Raw genomic sequence first — 19,271 nt, forward strand, 5'->3', positions numbered from 1 at the left:
CTCCTGCGGGGTGGTTTCCTCACTCCTGCGGGGTGGTTTCCTCACGGATCACGGCCTGCGCGACCTTGAAGGCGGAGTTCGCGGCGGGGACACCGCAGTAGACGGCGGCCTGGAGCAGGACCTCCTTGATCTCCGCCGGGGTGAGGCCGTTGCGCAGCGCGGCCCTGGTGTGGAAGGCGAGCTCGTCCAGGTGGCCGCCCGCGACGAGCGCGGTGAGCGTGACGCAGCTGCGGGAGCGGCGGTCCAGACCGGGCCGGTTCCACACCTCGCCCCAGGCGTAGCGCGTGATGAGTTCCTGGAAGTCTCCGGAGAAGTCGTCGGCGGCGTCGAGCACCCGGTCGACGTGCGCGTCACCGAGCACCTCGCGGCGGACCTTCATCCCCGCCTCGTACAGATCGGGCCCGGCACCGCCCGGCACGGCCGCGGGCTGCTCCGCGGCGGCGATCTCGGCGACGGGCGCGACGGGCGGCGGGGCGAGGACGGGCTTGACGGGCGGCGCGGAGATGGCGGACTGGCCGACGGTCGCCTCGGTGGCGGGCTGCCAGGCCGAAGAGAAGTGGCGTACGAGGAGGTCGGTGACCGCGGCGGGCTGCTCGACCGGCGCGAGGTGCGAGGCGGCCGGCACGACGGCGAGCCGCGCGTCCGGGATGCCCGCGACGAGCGTACGCGCCTCGCCCTGCCCGGTGACCTGGTCCTCCGACCCCACGAGCACCAGCGTCGGCACGCCTATCCTGCCCAGCTCGGCCCGCACGTCGAAGGCGGCGAGGGCCTCGCAGGCGGCGATGTAGCAGCCGGGGTCGGTGGTCCGCACCATCTGCACGGCCCAGTCGGTGATGGCGGGCTGGGCCGCGGCGAAGCCGGGCGTGAACCAGCGGTCGGGGGCGGACCGGGCGATGGGGTCGAGACCGTTGCTGCGCACGATCACGCCACGCTGCCGGAACTCGTCGGCCGTGCCGAACCGCGGCGACGCGGCGATCAGCGCGAGCGAGGCGACACGCTGCGGGTGCCGGAGCGCGAGCTCGACGCCGATGGCACCGCCGAAGGCACAGCCCGCGTACCCGAAGCGCTGCACACCGAGCTCGTCGAGCGTCACGAGCAGCCGCTCGGCAAGCTCCCCCACGGACCCACACGGCCGCGCGGGCGCCCCACCATGCCCAGGCATATCAAACCGGAACACCCGCCAGTGCCGAACCAGCTCGGGTATCTGGCGGTCCCACATGTGCCAGGTGGTACCCAGTGAGGCACCCAGGATCAGGACCGGAGCGTCTTCTGGCCCGTCAAAGCGGTATTGCAGGGTGTTCATCGGCGTCTCACTCACCCGCCCGACCCTCTCATCTGTCACGAAAAGTCACATCGCCGGGGTGAACCTATCGGGACTGGGCTTCTCGCGACGGCAGGCCAGTCGCTCCCGGAACGAGAGTGTAGTGGCACGGACGAGGCTCACAGGGACCACCTGGAGACCTTCCCAAGCCCGTCCTGGCCCGCGGGAGGAGGGGCTCGATGCGCTCCCACTGTTCGTTCGGGAGCGGTGTGAATCTCGACGTGGGCAACATGGTTTCGAGTCTGCCATGGACCACTGACACACGGCCGGTACCTCAGGTTCTCTGAGCTGCGACGGCACTCCGCCACGCGTCCGCCAGCGGGCGCCGCAACTCCGTCCCGTCCGGAGCGATGTACGCGACCTAGAACCCGGCCGCCAGCGGCCCGGCGGAACCGCCCGGCAGAACCTCTAACGCATGGACCACAACCAGCTAACACCGCCCCTGTCCGCAAGGTAACTCTTCAGTCCGCAAGATCCCCCGCAAGGTGAAGCTTCCATCCGCAGACTTCGACGTCACAGGACAGGCGCCTCTTAGACCAAGCCGTCCATCGGCAGCGCGATACATAGCAGAGGATCCCCGGTTAGCGAAACCGGGGATCCTCCGCACCATTAGTGGTCCACCGCCATTCCCTGCCCGTCACGTCGAAAGGCAGCACCACGACGACAGCCCACAACTCCACACTCCGCCTGGGTTGGCGCCTCCCCTAGGCCGCGGCGTAGCTGAGACGAAGGAGGTCTCCAGCGCGCTCCAGGTCCCGCTCCGTGCGCACCTGCAGTTCCAGGTCACCCGTGCCGTGGTGCCCGAGCCCTGTCACGTCGCGGGTGAAACCGGGCACGAGATCGACCTCCTTCGGGTCGGCCTTGAGGTAGACGAGGATCTTGGTCTGCTGCGGCGGGCACACGCTGGTGAAGTTCCGCAGCCGTCGGTAGGCGCGGTACTGCTTGCGCTGCACCCGGGTGACGCCGTCCCCGAGTCCGACCAGGACCTCGTCGACCGCCTGGGCCAGCTCGGCCATCGCCCCGCTCTGATTCCCGCGCGGCGATGCCCCTGCCGCACGGCGGCGTACCCGCTTGGCCGGGGTCGAGTGCCCCGTGACGGAGGCCATGGTCTCCAGGCCGAAGTGGTCGCTGCCGAAGTACCGGTAGCGGACCAGGTCGATCGAGCGCCGGTGCTCGCGCACGGCGTGCGCGTCGTAGCGAGTGAAGTCGCCGGCAACGCAGATCAGCCGGGGTGCGCTCCACAGGATCTGGGACGCGGCCGTGACCCCGAGCCGGTCGCGGACCAGATTCCGGAAGACGCCCTTGTGGTTCGTCAGCCAGGCCATGTAGTAGAGGCCCTGGTTGATCACGCCTGCGTCGGTGCCGCGCTTGTATTCGATGATCACGGGGGCCCCGTTCTCGTCGAGGCCCAGCGAGTCGATGCGTCCTCCGTCGACGCAGTCGATGACGTACTCGCTCGCGAGGAACGTGACGCCCAGCATCTCCTCCATGTGCGCCTCGACGAGGTCCTGCACATCCGCCTCGACCGCAGCAAGACGCGGCGCGACCTCGGTCACGCCGCCTTTCGTGTTGAACAGCTTCAGGCCCGACACCTTCCCCTCCTCGGCTCGGAGATCATCAACGCCGATGAGGTGCAGGATTGTTTCCGCGAAGGTCTTCGGGGGCGTGAAGATGGTGTGAGATCCTCCGTATGGCATGGCCGCAGGCCGCTCGCGTCCCCCGGCCGCCAGGGATCTACGATTCCCCCATGTGTCCCCCGCGCCTCGGGGGACGGCGCCCGGAAGCTGCGTTTGCGCAGGTCAGCCCCCGTAGCTCGGTGGATAGAGCACGTGCCTTCTAAGCGCTTGGCCGCAGGTTCGAGTCCTGCCGAGGGCGCCACTGACACCACATCAGCTTGGCCATGTTTTGCCCGGTCAGGCTGCGTCTGACCGGGCACAGATTTTCAGCGTACGCCGCTTCGCCGGAAGGTGCAGGAGTCCGGCTGAAACTGGGCCTCTACGGGTGCCTGTCCCCCATGCGGCCCCCAGCCTCCCCCACCCAAATGCACCCGAAAGGCTCGTGCCGAGCAACGCCGAAGGGCGGTGCGGGACCCCATCTTTGCGGGGTCCCGCACCGCCCTTCGATCGCATCCGGTTTACCCCGCCTCGGGGACGTACCGGATGCCTTCGATCTGCTTCAGATAGTTGGCCAGTTGGCCGGCGATGCACCTCGCGTAGATGGCGAGGAGCACGGGCACGCTGTTCCCCGCCCACTCGGCACCCTGGGACGGGGGTATGCCCTTGCTAAGCCACGCTGTGAGGCAGGTGTGGCGGCAGTCATACACGCGCTTACCTGCGGGCGACTTGAACTCGTGAGGCTCTAGTAGCGTCACGGGCAACGGCGGGGGGCCGCAGGGGCGCAACGGGGAGTTGACATGCAGAACGCGAACGGCGGGCCTTCTTCTGGTGGCCGTGACCGTCGTCGGTCTGGTGGTGCGACGGCAGCTGCGCACCCGCCCGGTGCGGCACGTCGGCTCGTTGATCGCTCCGGTGGTCCTCGGTGTGCTGGGAGCGGCGACGGTGGCCTTCGGGGTCGCCTCGGTCACCCGGTACCACCCGTTGACCGTGCTGCCCGTCACGCTCCTGGCGGCGAGCCTGCTCGTCGCGGCGGCCTTCGGCGCGGCCAGGGCCAGGACGGTGCGGGTCTGGCGCGGGGACCACGACGAGGTGCTGCGCAAGGGGACGGCGGCCACCACCGCGCTCTGGCTCGCCTCGGTGGCGGCGCACGTCGGGCTCGGCCTGTGGATCGGCCACGCGGACAGGGCCGGATCGCTGGGCGCCGCGTCGCTCTACGCGTACCTCGCGATCGGCCTGGGCACGCAGAACCTCCTGGTGCGTGGCCGCGCGGCCACGCTGCGGCAGGCCCGCTGAGGAGTTCCTGGGCGAGGTGCCGCTCGGGCCCCTCGCCCAGGAACGGAAGGTTCGCGCCCCGTCAGTTCAGGTTGAGGCGGCCGAAGAAGTTGCCGCCGAAGGGGTGGGCCTCGGTGCGCTTGGTGTAGCCGTGCATCCAGATCTGGGAGGAGTCGGAGCCCAGGAGCCGGACGGACTCGGTGTCGGCGACCGGGGTCTTGGCGGCGGTCCACTTGCCGCCGTCCCAGCGCACCAGCGGGTCGGCGTCGCGGCGGGCGTCACCGTTGGAGACCGAGGCGAGCAGTTCGTCGCCGTTGTAGGCGAAGCCCGTCACCGAGTTGGAGCTCTGCGGCTTGGGGAAGGTCGCCTTCTTCCAGGACTTGCCGTCCCAGTGCATGGTGAACGCCTTCTGCTGGTCGTAGAAGAAGGGCTTGACGTCGTCGTACGCGCCGACCCAGACGTCGTTGTCACCGCGGGCGATCAGCGCGCTCGTCCCGACGTTCTTGCCGGTCTTGGGCAGGGCGAGCCGCGACCACTTCTTGCCGTCCCAGTGGGCGACGTACGGCTCGCTGTTCTCCTCGGCGTAGACCGGGCGCTGGTAGGCCTTGCCTGCCGCCCAGACGCTGCCGTTGTCCAGGACCCGGAGCGAGGCGACGATGCTCTCCTTGCCCGCCACCTCGGGCAGGATCGTCTCGGTCCACTTCTTGCCGTCCCAGTGCGCGACGGCCGCCTGGTCGCGGACCTTCGATCCTGACTTGGTCTGGTGGCTGCCGGTGACCCAGACGTCGTCCCGGGAGACGGCCTTGGCCGAGTTCACCTCGAAGTCGGCGGGATAGTCCTCGACGCCCTTCCAGTCCTTGCCGTCCCAGTGCCAGTGGGAGCCGGTGTTGCCGTAGGAGTCGAAGAGCCAGACGTCGTCGGCCGCCGTACCCGTCACGGCGCCCGTCTTGGCCTTGGCGGGCATCGGAAGGTCGTTCCAGGCCTTGCCGTCCCACTGCCACAGCTTCGGCTCGCGCGGCTCGTACTCACCCGGGACGCGCTGGTACTGCCCGGTCATGAAGGCCAGGCCGGGGCCCTGCGCGTCGAAGCCGCCCTCCGGGAACCACTTGCCGTCGGCCGCCACGCCGTCGGGCTTGACGTCCTCCCAACCGGCGGCGGCGTGGGCGGTGTTCGCGGTGGCCAGTGCGGCGACGGCCGCGCTCAGCGCCACGGTCGTCCGCGCCAAGCGCCGCGCCCTCCTGCGGGGCGGGAGCGGCTGTGGGGAGGCGTGCTGGGTCGTGTGCAAGGAGGTCTCCGTAACGGGGATCATCGCGTCTGCCTTTTCGTTTCGGGCGCATGCGGCGTGCGGTGCGCCGGAAGCACAGAGTCGGATGAACTCCTATATACGGGCGATATTTGGTGTATCTGGTGCGGACTCGGCGTGCACCGGCACCGCACCCGGCCACCGGAGCGCCGCCGATCCCCAGGTGAGCCCGCCGCCGAAGGCGGTGAGGACCAGCCGGTCGCCGACGTCGATCCGGCCTTGGTCCGCCGCCCAGGCCAGGGCGAGAGGGATGGACGCGGCCGCTGTGTTGCCGACGTCCTCGATATGGGCGATCACCCGCTCCGGCGGCAGGCCGAGGCGTTTGGCCACCGACTCCAGGATGCGGAGGTTGGCCTGGTGGCCGACGAAGGCGTCGATGTCCTCGGTGCGCCATCCGGCCGCCGCCGTGACCCGGCGCGCCGAGTCCACCATCGTGGGCACGGCCCGGGTGTAGACCTCGCGGCCCCGCATCTGCAGATACCGTCCGCCGGGCGGCACCGTGATCAGCTCCTCGCCGGTGCCGTCGCTGCCCAGCTCGGTGCGGAGAACGGCGCCAGGCGCCGTCGCGTCCCCCTGTTCGAGCAGGACCGCTCCGGCGCCGTCGCCGAAGATGACGGCGGTGGCGCGGTCGTCCTGGTCGACGATCGCCGAGTAGCGCTCCGCGCCGATCACCCGGGCGCTCCGGCAGGTCCCTGAGCCGATCATGGCGGAGGCGACGGAAAGCCCGTAAACGAAACCGGAGCAGACGGCCCCCAGGTCGAAGGCGGCGACGCCGGTCAGGCCCATGGCCGTGGCGGCCTTCGGCGCGGTGGCGGGGCAGGCCCGGTCCGGCGTCGTGGTGGCCACCAGGACCAGGTCGCAGGAGGACCGGCCGGCCGACTTCAGGGCCGCACGGCCCGCGGTCGCGGCCATCTCGGCGGTGGTGGTGCCCGCATCGGCGATGCGCCGCCGGGCGATGCCGGTGCGGCTGTGGATCCACTCGTGCGAGGTGTCCAGGCGCTGTGCCAGGTCGTGGTTGGTCACCGTGCGTCCGGGCAGGCAGGTGCCGATGCCGGTCAGCACGGCCGCTGTGCCGCCGGGGCTCATGAGCCCATCACCAGAACGCAGTTGGAGCCTCCGAAGCCGAAAGAATTGCTGACTGCGACGGCGGGGCGCGCACTGCGCTCCGAGCCCATCACGAGGTCGAGTCCGGCGAGTTCCGGGTCCACGGCGGGCGTGTGCGCGGTCGGGGGGACGATGCCGTCGGCGAGCGTCCGCAGGGTCAGCACGGCTTCGATCGCGCCCGCCGCCCCCAGGCTGTGCCCCAGCAGCCCCTTGTTGGCGGTGACGCTCGGCCGGTGCGGGAACAGCCGGTTGATCAGCCGTCCTTCGCTGCGGTCGTTGTACGGGGTCGAGGTGCCGTGGGCGTTGACGTGCTCCACGTCGGCCGTGGTCAGCCCGGCGTCCTGGAGGGCGGCTCGCACCGCGGCCTCCGCACCCACGCCGTCCGGGTGCGGGGCGACCGGGTGGTGGGCGTCGGTGGTGAAGGCGTACCCGAGGATCCTGCCCAGAACGTCGGCGCCTCGTTCCGCCGCCGCGTCCGCCCGCTCCAGTACGACGGCCGCCGCACCCTCGGAGAGCACGAAACCGGAGCGGTCTGCGGCGAAGGGACGCGAGGCATCGGTGTCCGGGCTGTCCGCGAGCGCCCCCATGGCGGCGAAGCCCGCCGCGATCACGGGGACGACTCCGGCGTCCGTGCCGCAGGCGATCACGATGTCGCAGGTGTCGGCCCTGAGCAGGTCCCTGGCCACGCCGATGGCCACCGCGCCGGATGCACAGGCGGCCACCACGGTGTGGCTGGGGCCGGTGATCCGGTGCCGGATGGCGATGGTCCCGGCGGCCATGTTGATCAGCGAGCGCGGGTGCACGTAGGGCGACACTGCTTCCGGGCCGCGCTCGGCGAGGCGGTTGTGGGCCGTGCCCAGGGTGGCGGCTCCGCCGAGCCCGCAGCCCACGACGATGCCGACCCGCTTGCCGTCCCAGGTGGCCGTGTCGAGTCCGGCCTCCACGACGGCCTGGTCGACCGCCACGAGCGCGAACCGGATGAACGGGTCGAGGTGCGCGGTGCCGCGGCCGGGCAGCAGTTCCGCGCCGAAGGGCGGCACGGTGCGGCAGTGGCCTTCCCGGGAGACGCCCGGGGTCCGGGCCAGGCCGGCGCGGGAGTGGCCGCGCCGGATCGCGGCCCAGTTCGTGTCGGTGCCGACACCGACCGGCGTGATCATGCCGGTGCCGGTGACGGCGATGGCGGCGGTGCTCATGCCGCCTGGTCACCGCCCTGGGCCGCGGTGACGAGACCGACGATTCCCGGGACGGTCAGCTCGCCGAGGCGGGCCTCCTCGTCGCCGATGTCCACACCGGTCTCCTCGCTGATACGGACCACGAGTTCCGCGATCGCCAGCGAGTCGAGGTCGAGCTCTTCGAGGGTCGACTCGTCCGTCAGCTGGGCGGCGTCGGCCTCCAGGTCCTCGATGACGATCCGGGTCAGGGTGGCGCGCAGGTCTGCGCTCATGGTGAGTTCCTCCATCGGTCGGGTTGGGTGGGAAGGGAAAAGAGGGTGCCGTCAGGCCGGGACGGGGCCGTAGCCGCCGAACTCGGCCAAGAGGCGGTAGCGCTCTTCCGGAGTCAGGAAGTCGATTGCGGCGACGAGGAGTTGGGGAGTGTCGGCCATGGCCTGGAGCAGTCGGCCGAGGCGGACGAGGTAGAGCTCGGCGTCCGCCGGGGTGAAGGCATCGGCACGGTGGCCCAGGCGCAGGGTCAGGCGTGCGCCGGGGAGCACCGAGAGGGCGAGCGCGTAGTGGGTCGCGTCCGTGCCGTGGATGCCGGTCAGGCGGAGCCCTTCGGCGGGCGACGTCCAGGACGAAGCGTCCAGGGGGTAGCTCTCGAAGACCATCGTGGTGTCGAAGAGCTCCCTGCCGCCGGTCTGCTGCTGCACCTCGGCCAGGCCCAGGTGGTGATGGTCGAGGAGCGCCGCCTGCTCCGACTGGAGGCGGCCCAGGAGTTCGGTGACCGATTCGCCCTCGCGCAGCCGCACGCGTACGGGAAGGGTGTTGATGAACAGGCCCACCATGCGCTCCACGCCGGGGACCTCGGGCGGGCGGCCGGACACCGTCATGCCGAAGGTGACGTCCTGTCGTCCTGTCATGCGCGACAGGAGGATGCCCCACGCGGCCTGCACCAGCGTGTTCAACGTGACGCCCTGGTTGCGGGCCAGCTCGCCGAGCCTGTGGGTGAGGTCCTCGGAGAGCTCGGAGGATAGCTGCCCGGGCAGTTCGGGGGCCCGTCCCGCCGCCTGGGGGGCGACCAGGGTCGGCCCGTCGAGCCCGGCCAGGGCGGTGGCCCACGCGGTGCGGGCCGCGGTGCGGTCCTGCCGGGCGAGCCAGGCCAGATAGTCCCGGTACGGGGCGGCCTTGGGCAGTCCCGCGTCGTCGCCGCGGGTGGCGTAGAGGGCGAGCAGCTCGCCGATGAGGACCGGCGCCGACCACCCGTCCCAGAGGACGTGATGGTTCGTCAGGAGCAGGCGGTGGCGGCCGTCACCGAGGCCGATCAAGGTGAGCCGCAGCAGCGGCGGCCTGCTCAGGTCGAACTTCCGCTGCCGGACCTCGTCGGCGACGCGGGTGGCTTCGGCCTCCCGGTCGGCCTCGTCGTGGGCGGACAGGTCCACCTCGGTCCAGTCGACAACGACTTCGCGGGATACGACCTGCACCGGGCGCTCGAGGCCGTCGTGGCGGAAGCCGACGCGGAGGTTGGCGTGCCGGGCGAGGAGGCGCTCACCGGCGGCCCGCAGCGCGGCGGTGTCCAGCGGGCCCTCGAAGTCGAACGTCACCTGTGCCGTGTAGACGTCTGTGCCCTCCTCGTCGAGCAGGGCGTGGAAGAGGAAGCCCTCCTGGAGCGGTGTAAGCGGCAGGACGTCCTGGAGACCGGGCACGTCGGCCTCACATGCCTCGATCTGCTCCTGGGTGAGGTCGACGAGGGCCAGGTCTGATGGTGTGTAGCCGCCGGTGCCGCCGGACTCGACGTGGGCGGCGAGGCCGTGCAGCGCCTCGCGCCACAACTCGGCCAACTCCCGTACGTCACCCTCGCCCAGGACGCCGTCGGCCCACGACCAGGTGGCCTCCAGGACGGGCCCGTCGGCCAGCTCGTGTGTGATCGCGTTGACTTCCACCGCGTGCTTGAGCGGCATGCCGGGGTCGGCGCCGCCGCCCACGCCGCCGACCCCGGGCAGGACTTCCCAGTCCCGTTCGCCGCCCGCGCCCATGCGGCCGAGGTAGTTGAAGGCGATCTGCGGAGCGGCGTACGAGGCGAGTTCGGCCGACGTCTCGGGGTTGAGATGGCGCAGCAGTCCGTAGCCGATGCCGTGGTCCGGGACCCGGCGCAGCTGCTCCTTCACCCGCTTCACCGCGGCGCCGACTCCGGCGGCGCCGGACCGCACGTCGTCCCAGAGGTGCGGACCCGCGACGAGGCGTGCGGGGTGGATGCTGGTGAACCAGCCGACCGTGCGGGAGAGTTCGGCGCCCGCGAGCTCCTCGCGGCCGTGCCCCTCCAGGTCCACCAGGAGACCCGGGGAGCCGTCGATGCCGCGCAGTTCGCGCCAGCGCGCCACCGCGAGGGCCAGGCCCGTCAGGAGTACGTCGTCAACCCTGCCGTGGAACGCTGCGGGGACGGCGGTGAGCAGCTTCTCCGTGACCTCGGCGGACAGCGACAGGCTGGTCCGGCGGGCCGAGGCCACCGTGTCGACGGCGGAGTCCAACGGGCGGGCGCCGAGCAGTGGGTCGGGTTCGCGCACGATCTCCCGCCACAAGCCGAGCTCCGCCGCGCGCTCGGGTGTGCGGGCCTCTTCGGTGAGGGTGTGGGCCCAGGTGCGGAAGCTGGTGCCGACGGGTTCGAGGGCCACCGGACGCCCGTCCGCCACCGCCGACCACGCCGCCGCCAGATCCGGCAACAGGATCCGCCACGAGACGCCGTCCACCGCCAAGTGGTGCACCACGAGCAGCAGTTGGCCGGGCACCTCACGGCCCCGGTCCAGCCACACCGCCCGCACCAGCACACCCGACTCGGGCGCGAGGCGCTCCTGGGCCTCCGCCGCCTGGCGCGCCGCGAGTGCGGCCACTTCGGCGTCGTCCAGGCCCGACGCGTCCACACGTACGACACAGTCCTCGACGGCGACCGCACCAGGCGGGGCCACTTCGAGCCGCCAGTCCGCGTCGTCGGCCACGGTCAGCCGGAGGCGCAGCGCGTCATGGTGGTCCACCACGGCCCGCACGACACCGGTCAGGGTCTCCAGAGTCAGCGCGCCCGGCACGCGCACCGTCACCGACTGGTGGAATCCGCCAACGGGACCGCCGAGTTCGGCGAGGGTCTTGATGACCGGGGTGAGCGGTACGGGCCCGATGCCCGCACCGGCCGCCTCGGCGGGCCTGCTCTCCTCTCCCGCGTCACGGGCGACGGCCGCGAGCGACTCGGGCGTCTGGTGCGAGAAGACCTCGCGCGGCGAGAACTCAAGACCAGCACGCCGGGCCCGCGACACCAGCTGGATCGCCATGATGCTGTCGCCGCCGCGGTCGAAGAAGGAGTCCTCGGCGCCTACCTGCTCCAGGCCGAGCACCTCCGCGAACAGGCCGCAGAGCACTTCCTCGCGCGGGGTGCGCGGGGCGCGCCCCGACGGCCCGCCGCCCGTGACGTCCGGAGCGGGCAGCGCCCGCTTGTCGACCTTGCCGTTGCCGGTCAGCGGCAGCTCGTCCAGGACGACCACCGCCGAGGGCACCATGAACTCCGGCAGCGACCGGCCCACGTGGCCGCGCAGTTCGGCGGCCTCCACCGTGGCGCCGGACGCGGCCACCACGTAGGCGACGAGACGTTTGTCGCCCGGACGGTCCTCACGCGCCACGACCACGGCCTGACCAACCGTCCCGTGGCTTGCGACGGCCGTCTCGATCTCGCCGAGTTCGATGCGGAAGCCGCGCACCTTGACCTGCTGGTCGGCGCGCCCCACGTACTCCAGCGCACCGTCAGGAGTCCAGCGCACCAGGTCGCCCGTGCGGTACATGCGCTCCCCCGACGCCCCGAACGGACACGCCACGAAACGCTCGGACGTCAGCCCCGCACGACCCCAGTAGCCACGGGCCACGCCCGCACCCGCGACGTACAACTCGCCCACCACACCGGGCGGCAGCAGCCCCAGGCCGCTGTCGAGGACGTACGCCTTCAGGTCGGGGATGGCGGTGCCGATCAGGCTGCCCTGGTTCCGCCGCGCCGACTCGCGGTCCAGTGCCACATAGGTGACGTGGACCGTGGTCTCAGTGATGCCGTACATGTTCACGAGGGTCGGTGCGCCGTCCGCGTGCCGGGCGTACCAGTCGCCCAGGCGCCGCAGGTCCAGGGCCTCACCGCCGAAGATCACGTACTTCAGGGCGAGCCGGGAGCCCGCGTCGGGGCTCTCCTGGTCGGCCTGCATCAGCTGGTAGAAGGCGGAGGGCGTCTGGTTGAGGACGGTCACCCGCTCCTGGACCAGGAGGTTCAGGAAGTCCCGCGGGGACCGGGACACCTCGTGGGGCACGACGACGAGGCGGCCGCCGTACAGCAGCGGGCCCCACAGCTCCCACACCGAGAAGTCGAAGGCGTAGGAGTGGAACAGCGTCCAGACGTCATCGGGGCCGAAGCCGAACCAGTGCTCGGTCCTGGCCATGAGCCGGAGCACGTTGCTGTGCGGGATCACCACGCCCTTGGGGCGTCCGGTCGAACCCGAGGTGTAGATCATGTACGCCGGGTGGGCCGGGTCGAGCGGCCGCAGCCGCTGCTCGTCGGTGGGGCTCTCCGGCGCGCACCCGGCCAGGCGCTCGACGACGGCGGGGTCGTCGAGGACGACGCGAGGGATGTCCTCCGTGACCGCCGACGCCGTCCCTGTGGTGGTGACGACGCAGCCGGGCCGGGCGTCGGCGACCATGTACGTCAGGCGTTCGGCCGGGTAGTTGGGGTCGATCGGCAGATAGGCCGCGCCGGCCTTCTGCACGGCGAGGACGGCGACGACCAGGTCGGCCGAGCGGGGCAGGGCGAGAGCCACGAACTGCTCGGGCCCCACGCCCTGCGCGATGAGCAGGTGTGCCAGGCGGTTGGCCCTGGCGTCGAGTTCGGCGTAGGTGAGCCGGGTTCCCTCGCTCACCACGGCGACGGCGTCCGGCGTCCGCGCGGCCTGCGCCTCGAAGAGCTCGGGCAGCGTGCCTTCGGGTGCCGCGCCCGCGCTCCCGTTCCACTCGACGAGGAGCTGGTGCCGCTCCTCCGGCGTGAGCAGGTCGAGCGTGCCGACCGGACGCTCGGGCCGTTCGGCCATCGCTTCGAGGAGCCGGACGGCCCGGTCCAGGTACTGCCGGGCCTCGGCCTCGGTGAACGCGTCGCGCCGGTAGCCGAGGCGCAGGGTCAGCCGCGGTCCTGGCACGGCGGCGAGGGTGAGCGGGTAGTGGGTGGCGTCGACGCCGTCCACCGAGGTCAGCCTCAGCCCTTCGGCGGGGGACTGCCAGGCTTCGGCGTCCAGGGGGTAGGACTCGAAGACGGTCGTGGTGTCGAAGAGTTCCCGGCCGCCGGCCTGCTGCTGGATGTCGATGAGCCCGAGGTGGTGGTGTTCCATCAGCTCGGCCTGTTCGGCCTGGAGCCGGGTCACCAGCTCCGTCACGGGCTCGTCGTCGCGCAGCCGTACGCGTACGGGAAGGGTGTTGATGAAGAGACCCACCATGCGCTCGACTCCGGACAGCTCCGGCGGGCGGCCGGAGACCGTCGTGCCGAAGACGACGTCGTCCCTGCCGGTCATGCGGGAGAGCAGCACCGCCCAGGTGGCCTGCACCAGCGTGTTCATGGTGGCGGAGCAGTCGCGCGCCAACCGCGCGGTGCGGCGGGTGAGTTCCGCGGACAGCTCCATGGACACATGGCCGGGCAGCTCCGGGGCGCGGTCGGCCACTTGGGGCGCGATCAGGGTGGGCCCTTCGAGCCCGTCCAGGGCGGACGCCCACGCGGTGCGGGCGGCCTCGCGGTCCTGGGCGCCGAGCCAGGCCAGGTAGTCGCGGTAGGGCGTGACCTTGGGCAGGGCGGCGCCGTCGCCCGCGTAGAGCTTGAGGAGCTCGTCGACGAGGACGGGCATCGACCAGCCGTCCCAGAGGATGTGGTGGTTGGTCAGCACGAACCGGTGCCGGTTCTCGGCGAGCCTGATCAGCAGGAAGCGGAGCAGCGGCGGGCGGCGCAGGCGGAAGCGGCGGGCGCGCTCCTCGTCGGCGACGCGAGCGGCCTCGGCCTCCCGGCCGGCCTCGTCGTGGTCGGACAGGTCCGCCTCGGTCCACGGCAGCGGCACCTTGCGTAGGACCATCTGCACCGGGCGCTTGAGGCCGTCGTGGCGGAAGCCGACGCGGAGGTTGGCGTGCCGGGCGAGGAGGCGCTCACCGGCGGCCCGCAGCGCGGCGGCGTCCAGCGGCCCCTCGAAGTCGAACGTCAGCTGGGCGGTGTAGACGTCGGTGCCCTCCTCGTCCACCAGGGCGTGGAAGAGGAAGCCCTCCTGCAAGGGGGAGAGCGGCAGAACGTCCTCGATGGGTGACTTCTTCATCGTGCTTCCTTACTCGGTCCTCGAACCTGCTCAGTCCTCGAAAAAGTCCAGTTCGAGGTCGCCTTCGAGGGCCTCGATCTGCTCCTGGGTGAGGTCGACGAGGGCCAGGTCTGATGGTGTGTAGCCGCCGGTGTCGCCGGACTCGACGTGGGCGGCGAGGCCGTGCAGCGCCTCGCGCCACAACTCGGCCAACTCCCCTACGTCACCCTCGCCCAGGACGCCGTCGGCCCACGACCAGGTGGCCTCCAGGACAGGCCCGTCAGCCAGGTCGTGTGTGATCGCGTTGATCTCGACGGCGTGCCGCATCGGCATCCCGGCCTCCGCGCCCCGGCCGAGGGCATCGCCCTGCGGGATCACGGCCCAGTCGGCGGTCTTTCCCGCGCCCAGGCGGCCGAGGTAGTTGAAGGCGATCTGCGGAGCGGCGTACGAGGCGAGTTCGGCCGACGTCTTGGGGTTGAGATGGCGCAGCAGTCCGTAGCCGATGCCGCGGTCGGGGATCTTGCGCAGCTGCTCCTTCACCCGCTTCACCGCGGCGCCCGCCTCCGGCCCGCCCGCGGCCACCGTGTCCCAGGCGACCGTGCCGGGGTCGAGGTGCACCGGGTGGATGCTGGTGAACCAGCCGACCGTGCGGGAGAGTTCGGCGCCCGCGAGCTCCTCGCGGCCGTGGCCCTCCAGGTCCACCAGGACGCCCAAGGAGCCGTTGATGCCGCGGAGTTCGCGCCAGCGCGCCACCGCGAGGGCCAGGCCCGTCAGGAGTACGTCGTCAACCCTGCCGTGGAACGCCGCGGGGACGGCGGTAAGGAGCTCCTCCGTGACCTCGGCGGGCAGGGTCACGGTCGTGTGCCGTGCCCGCCCCGCGGTGTCCCTGGCCGAGTCTAGGGCGCGGCTGCCGAACGGGGCGTCGTCTCCAATGAGGATGTCGGTCCACAGCGGGAGTTCGTCCAGGCGCTCGGGTGTGCAGGCTTCCTCGGTGAGGGTGTGGGCCCAGGTGCGGAAGCTGGTGCCGACGGGTTCGAGGGCCACCGGACGCCCGTCCGCCACCGCCGACCATGCCGCCGCCAGATCCGGCAACAGGATCCGCCACGAAACCCCGTCCACCGCCAAATGGTGTACTGCCAGCAGCAGTTGGCCTGGCACCTCACGGCCCCGGTCCAGCCACACCGCCCGCACCAGCACACCCGACTCGGGCGCGAGCTCCCGCTGGGCCTCCGCGGCCCGCTCGGCGGCAAGCCCGTTCACGGCGGCGTCGTCCAGGCCCGACGCGTCCACACGTACGACACAGTCCTCGACGGCGACCGCACCAGGCGGGGCTACTTCGAGCCGCCAGTCCGCGTCGTCGGCCACGGTCAGCCGGAGGCGCAGCGCGTCATGGTGGTCCACCACGGCCCGTACCGCGTCCGTCAGGCCGTCGAGCGAGAGGCTCGCCGGGACCTGGACCAGCACCGACTGGTTGAAGCCCGCGACCGGGCCGCCGCTCTCCCGCAGCCAGTCGACGATCGGGGTGAGCGGTACGGGCCCGACGCCCGCACCGGCCGCCTCGGCGGGCCTGCTCTCCTCTCCCGCGTCACGGGCGACGGCCGCGAGCGACTCGGGCGTCTGGTGCGAGAAGACCTCGCGCGGCGAGAACTCAAGACCAGCACGCCGGGCCCGCGACACCAGCTGGATCGCCATGATGCTGTCGCCGCCGCGGTCGAAGAAGGAGTCCTCGGCGCCTACCTGCTCCAGGCCGAGCACCTCCGCGAACAGGCCGCAGAGCACTTCCTCGCGCGGGGTGCGCGGGGCACGGCCGGTGCTGTCGCCGGAGAAGTCCGGTGCGGGCAGAGCGCGTTGGTCGACCTTGCCATTGCCGGTCAGCGGCAGATCGTCCAGGACGACCACCGCCGAGGGCACCATGAACTCCGGCAGTTCCTCACTCGCATACCGGCGCAGCTCCGCCGGGTCCGGGGAGCTGCCCGGCTGGGGCGTCACATAGGCGACGAGGCGCTTGTCGCCGGGACGGTCCTCACGCGCCACCACCACAGCCTGACCAACCGTGCCGTGGCCCGCGAGCACGGTCTCGATCTCCGCGAGCTCGATACGGAATCCACGCACCTTGACCTGCTGATCAGCGCGCGCCACATACTCCAGCGCACCCTCCCGGTTCCACCGCACCAGGTCGCCGGTGCGGTACATGCGCTCCCCCGGCGCCCCGAACGGACACGCCACAAAGCGCTCGGACGTCAGCCCCGCACGACCCCAGTAACCACGGGCCACACCCGCGCCCGCGACGTACAACTCGCCCACCACGCCCGGCGGTACGAGGTGCAGACGGTGATCGAGGACATAGGCCTGGGTGTCATCGAAGGGAACACCGATGGGCGGCACATCGGGCACCGCCCGCGCCGTACCCATGGGCCAATGGGTGACGAACGTCGTCGTCTCGGTAGGGCCATAGACGTGGCCGAGCGCAAGACCCGGGCAGGAATCCAGAACCCGGCGCATGGCAGCAGGCGAGGCCGCCTCACCACCGGTCAGCACCTCACGCAGACCGGCGAAAGCCTCCGGACTCTCCTCCGCGATCAGATTGAACAACGCCGTCGTGATGAAGATCGCCGTGAGTCCGTGCTCCGCCACCAGGCGCGCCAGGACTTGGGCGTCCACGGTGCCGAGCGGGGCGACGACGACGCGGCCGCCGTTGAGCAGCGGCGCCCACATCTCGTACGTCGAAGCATCGAAAGCGTGCGGCGAATGCATCAACACCCGCTCATGCGCACCCTCCTGCCACCGCGAATCGAAGGCCAGCGCCCGCACATCCGCATGCGAAACCGCCACACCCTTCGGCACCCCCGTCGACCCCGAGGTGTAGATGACATACGCCAGCTGGGCGTCCGGCACCGCGATCCGCGGATCGGACGCGTCGGCGGCCGGGCCCGAGGCGTCGAGGTCCGCGAGGGTGAGGGCGCGTACGGAGTCGCCGTCCGGCACGGGACCGGCCCCCGCGCGGTCGGTGAGCAGCAGTGCCGCACCGGCGTCCGCCAGGACCCACGCGATCCGGTCCTGCGGGTACGAGCCGTGGATCGGCACGTATGTGCCTCCGGCCTTCACCACCGCGAGGGTCGTGACCACGACGTCGACGGACCGCTCGAGGAGCACCGCGACCCGGGTCGCCGGGCCGACGCCGAGTCCCGCGAGGCGGTGGGCGCGGCGGTCGGCGCGGGCGTTCAGCTCCGCATACGTGAGCTCCACCCCGTCGGCGGCCACGGCAACGGCCTCCGGCGTCCGCGCGACCTGCGCCTCGAAGAGCTCCGCAAGCGAACCCTCCGGCACCACACCCTCGGCGCCCCGCCGCTCCTCGAGCAACTCCCGCCGCTCGGCCGGGGCCAGGACGTCGAGGTCGTCGATCGGCAGCTCCGGGTTCCGCAGCACGTCGGCAAGGAGGCGGACGAACCGGTCGGCGATGGAGGCGGCGGTCTCGGGGTCGAAGAGGTCCAGGGCGTATTCGAGGTCGCCGCTCAGCCCGGCGCACCGCCCGTCCTCGGTGTGCCGCTCGGTCAGGAAGAAGGTCAGGTCGAACTTGGAGATGCCGATGTCGACCGGTGCCAGCTCCACGTCGAGGCCGGGGAGTTCGGGGCGCGGCAGGGTGGAGTTGCGCAGGCCGAGCATCACCTGCGTCAGGGGGTGACGGGAGGCGGTACGGACCGGGCTCACGGCGTCGACGAGCCGCTCGAAGGGGATGTCCTGGTGGGCGTACGCCTGGAGGCAGGTCTCGCGGGCCCGGCGCACCAGCTCACGGAAGCCGGGTGCGCCGCCGACGTCGGTGCGCAGCACGAGGGTGTTGACGAACATGCCGATCAGGTCGTCGAGGGCGACGTCGGTGCGACCCGCGACGGGCGTGCCGATGGCGATGTCGGTTCCGCCGCCGAGGCGCGCGAGCAGCGCGGCGATGCCCGCCTGCAGCACCATGAAGACGCTGGCGTGCTGGGCGCGGGCAAACTCCGCGAGCTGCGCGTGGAGTTCGGCGTCGATGCGCAGGGGCACGGTCGCGCCTCGGTGGCTGGCCTGCGCGGGCCGTGGGCGGTCGGTGGGCAGCTCGATCTGGTCGGGCAGCCCTTCGAGGGCCGTGACCCAGTGGGCGAGCTGTCGGCTGACCAGGCTGTCGGGGGCGCGCTCGGCGCCGAGCAGCTCGCGCTGCCACAGGGTGTAGTCGGCGTACTGGACCGGCAGCGGGGGCCGGTCGGGCTCCTCGCCGCGGCAGCGCGCCGCGTACGCGCCCGTCAGGTCGGTGGTGAGCGGGGCCAGGGACCAGCCGTCGCCGACGATGTGGTGCAGGACGAGGAGCAGGACGTGTTCGTCGTCGCCGAGCGCGAAGAGGCGGGCGCGGAGGGGGAGTTCGGCTGCCAGGTCGAAGCCCTGCCGCGCGCCCTCGACGAGTAGGGCGGGAAGTCGCTCGGGGGTGGTGGGCACGACGTCGAGCCGGGGCAGTCCGGTGCCGGACGGCAGGATCTGCTGAGCCGGGACGCCTCCGGTGTCGGGGAAGAGGGTGCGCAGGCTCTCGTGGCGGGTCACGACGTCGCCCAGGGCCGCTTCGAGCGCCGCCCGGTCGAGGCGGCCGGTCAGGCGCAGGCTCATCGGCACGTTGTAGGTGGCGCCGCTGCCCTCCAGCCGGTCCAGGAACCACAGGCGCTGCTGGGCGAAGGAGAGCGGCACCGTCGCGGGCCGTGCCGCGGTGCGGACCGCGGGCCTGCGGGCGGCGTCCGTGGCCGCGCGGTCGAGGTGCGCGGCGAGCTGGGCGACGGTGGGCGCCTCGAACAGGTCGCGGACGCTCAGTTCGGTGCCGAGGACTGCGCGTGCCCGGCTGATGAGACGGGTCGCCATGATGCTGTCGCCGCCGCGGTCGAAGAAGGAGTCCTCGGCGCCTACCTGCTCCAGGCCGAGCACCTCCGCGAACAGGCCGCAGAGCACTTCCTCGCGCGGGGTGCGCGGGGCACGGCCGGTGCTGTCGCCGGAGAAGTCCGGTGCGGGCAGAGCGCGTTGGTCGACCTTGCCATTGCCGGTCAGCGGCAGCTCGTCCAGGACGACCACCGCCGAGGGCACCATGAACTCCGGCAGTTCCTCACTCGCATACCGGCGCAGCTCCGCCGGGTCCGGGGAGCTGCCCGG

General features: G+C 71.8%; 9 protein-coding genes and 1 tRNA gene. 2 read left to right on the plus strand and 8 right to left on the minus strand.

Annotated elements, in window-relative coordinates:
• Positions 1-19: 19 nt before the first annotated feature.
• The gene (gene pcaDC, locus ACZ56E_RS40265) at positions 20-1,318 is read right to left on the minus strand and encodes a bifunctional 3-oxoadipate enol-lactonase/4-carboxymuconolactone decarboxylase PcaDC (RefSeq protein ID WP_468602003.1); all 1,299 of its coding nucleotides are present in this window, start codon (positions 1,316-1,318) and stop codon (positions 20-22) included.
• A 707-nt stretch (positions 1,319-2,025) separates the two neighbouring features.
• Entirely contained in the window at positions 2,026-2,913 is an 888-nt protein-coding gene (locus ACZ56E_RS40270; protein WP_471221938.1) for an endonuclease NucS domain-containing protein, read from the minus strand.
• Positions 2,914-3,123: 210 nt separating this feature from the next.
• Here ACZ56E_RS40270 and ACZ56E_RS40275 point away from each other — a divergent pair.
• Both ACZ56E_RS40275 and ACZ56E_RS40280 read left to right on the plus strand, forming a co-directional pair.
• Positions 3,124-3,199 (plus strand) — tRNA-Arg (locus ACZ56E_RS40275).
• A 572-nt stretch (positions 3,200-3,771) separates the two neighbouring features.
• Positions 3,772-4,230, plus strand: a complete 459-nt coding sequence (locus tag ACZ56E_RS40280; protein WP_471221939.1) for a hypothetical protein — start codon at positions 3,772-3,774, stop codon at positions 4,228-4,230.
• Between the two features lie 61 nt (positions 4,231-4,291).
• Here the strand turns inward: ACZ56E_RS40280 and ACZ56E_RS40285 are convergent, their stop codons facing one another.
• From ACZ56E_RS40285 to ACZ56E_RS40310, 6 genes are all read right to left on the minus strand, one after another.
• Positions 4,292-5,434, minus strand: coding sequence for a hypothetical protein (locus ACZ56E_RS40285; protein WP_471221940.1), 1,143 nt, complete (start codon positions 5,432-5,434; stop codon positions 4,292-4,294).
• Between the two features lie 153 nt (positions 5,435-5,587).
• Entirely contained in the window at positions 5,588-6,598 is a 1,011-nt protein-coding gene (locus ACZ56E_RS40290; protein ID WP_471221941.1) for a beta-ketoacyl-ACP synthase III, read from the minus strand.
• A complete protein-coding gene (locus ACZ56E_RS40295) occupies positions 6,595-7,809 on the minus strand; it encodes a beta-ketoacyl-[acyl-carrier-protein] synthase family protein (RefSeq protein ID WP_471221942.1) in 1,215 nt (404 codons plus the stop codon). Before ACZ56E_RS40295 ends, ACZ56E_RS40290 begins: the two co-directional genes overlap by 4 nt.
• On the minus strand, positions 7,806-8,060 hold the full coding sequence (locus tag ACZ56E_RS40300; RefSeq protein WP_471221943.1) for an acyl carrier protein: 255 nt from the start codon (positions 8,058-8,060) through the stop codon (positions 7,806-7,808). The genes ACZ56E_RS40295 and ACZ56E_RS40300 overlap by 4 nt, the downstream gene beginning before the upstream one ends.
• Positions 8,061-8,111: 51 nt before the next feature.
• Positions 8,112-14,132 carry an amino acid adenylation domain-containing protein gene (locus ACZ56E_RS40305; protein WP_471221944.1) on the minus strand — a complete coding sequence of 2,007 codons (6,021 nt, stop codon included), beginning with the start codon at positions 14,130-14,132 and terminating at the stop codon, positions 8,112-8,114.
• 30 nt (positions 14,133-14,162) lie between these two features.
• Positions 14,163-19,271 (minus strand): amino acid adenylation domain-containing protein (locus tag ACZ56E_RS40310; protein WP_471221945.1); only part of this gene is annotated, 5,109 nt, incomplete at its 5' end.

It is taken from the genome of Streptomyces sp. NPDC039480 (assembly GCF_055597165.1).